Annotated in this window: 1 protein-coding gene; it reads left to right on the top strand. The window is 49.3% G+C overall.

Features of this window, described 5'->3' with window-relative positions:
- A partial coding sequence (locus QRY16_RS21880; protein WP_289778051.1) for a hypothetical protein occupies positions 1–1,718 on the top strand: 1,718 nt, incomplete at both ends.

The raw sequence follows: 1,718 nt of genomic DNA, 5'->3' as shown, positions 1-1,718 counted from the left end.
GTACGATACATACACTCCAGACTCTGTAATAGTCCTGGAAGAATACCGCACTCAAACGCTCTGTGCTTGCAAGAATGCCCTTAAGATTGCTGCGTCCAGCGGCGATCAGATCTGTGTCTATACATTCTATCCGGAGGGTGGTGGCGGCCTCGGAAGCTTCAGGCACCGTAAGAACCTACCGGGCCACTGGGCACGCTCTGTTCTTGCCACCGGAGAGACTGCGAATGTCGACCGGATGTGCTTTCTTCCGAATTTCTGGTTGGTGACTCTTTCTGCTGATGGTGTCGTGCGCATTTACGACGACAGACACGAGATTAGCTCTTTCCAGGCAGAGCTTGGATGCATCTACGCCCATCCGTTCCTGAACATATTTGCCATTGTGGGCCAGCGACTCAAAATGTATGAAGTGGCATGCGATGGCCCGGCAAATACTGCAGGTTGTGCCTCTTGGAGGCCATTTTCATGTGATGCCCGCGTGGTGTTTTCCAATACCCGACACACACAGCCACCGGGTGCTGTCCGGAAGATCTACAGTGGAGATATTCCCATTTCCGTAAATGACTGCGAGTTCAGCGCCGATGGCAGATTTTTTATAACCGGTGATGATCGTGGTGTTATCCGGGCGTACTCGGTGTGTGCTCCGATACATCCTCCACAACAACAATTCTTTCCACAGGATCTGGATGTGTCCTCCCGTCAAACAGACACTATTGGCACCAATAGTCCATTTGGAATGACATTCGATGCCAACATGAATATTAATGTGAACTGGAAGGCACAGAACTACACAATAAGGTCCAAAAGGATGTGCTTGCAGGTTGAACTGGAAGAGCTTGCTGCCCAGCACCTACTGAAGGACAAGCTCGATCAGAACACCTTCTACAACCTGTACCTTGCAACCGAGGACGGGCCAGCCACCCAGAGTTCGTCTAGCGAGGATGATGAGACCTGGGACGAGGCCATGAGCACTGAGGAGAGTTCCACACGCACCGAGTCAGAGGATATTCTCACTGAAGAGAGCGAACAGATGCGAGGCCTTAGACGCGTGATTGAAAGCAGTGAGGATGAAGACGAGCCTGTGTTTAATATGAGACAGAGGCCTCTTAGAAGAACCGCGATAAGAAGCATAGTAATTAAGGGTGATGACTCTGATGGAGGAATGGATTCTCGAGACAAACCCATAGAAGGAGAAGAAGAAATACGTGGTAGGCCCATCAGACAGTCCTCGGTTCTGAACAGCATGCACAACCCATCAAGCCTGTCAAATAACAACCCTAGAAGGAGACCGATCAGACAAGCCTCTGTCCTGAACGGGAATATTAATTACGCGCTTGAGGCAACCTTAGGTGCCATAAACGATGAGAGAGATACTTCAAGAGATGTATCAGAAAGTAGCGAGAGTTCTACTACTAATAGTGCCACCGCTACTACCAGGAGCACTGCCTCTACAGCCAATAGTACTACTGCTACAAAACACAAAATACAGCTGAGAAGAACAGTACTCACTGAAAGCATCTCTAGCGAGTCTGATCATGGCATTGATCCTCAATTCGAGGAGACCCTCCTCGCCTATGCGAAGAAATGGCTTAGATCATTTTTTGTGTACAAAAATGACAAGATATACTTCTGTGCTGAGGCATACGAGACATTTGCATCTCTGGAGAGAAGGATCTTTCCTGACGGGCCTGGGCCATTGCCAGCAACAGGCAATCACACTG

The sequence above is a fragment of the Mixta mediterraneensis genome, from assembly GCF_030283135.1.
Classification (GTDB): Bacteria; Pseudomonadota; Gammaproteobacteria; order Enterobacterales; family Enterobacteriaceae; genus Pantoea; species Pantoea mediterraneensis.
The sequence above is the reverse complement of the archived record's forward strand: the minus strand, read 5'-3'. Positions and strand labels throughout refer to the sequence as shown.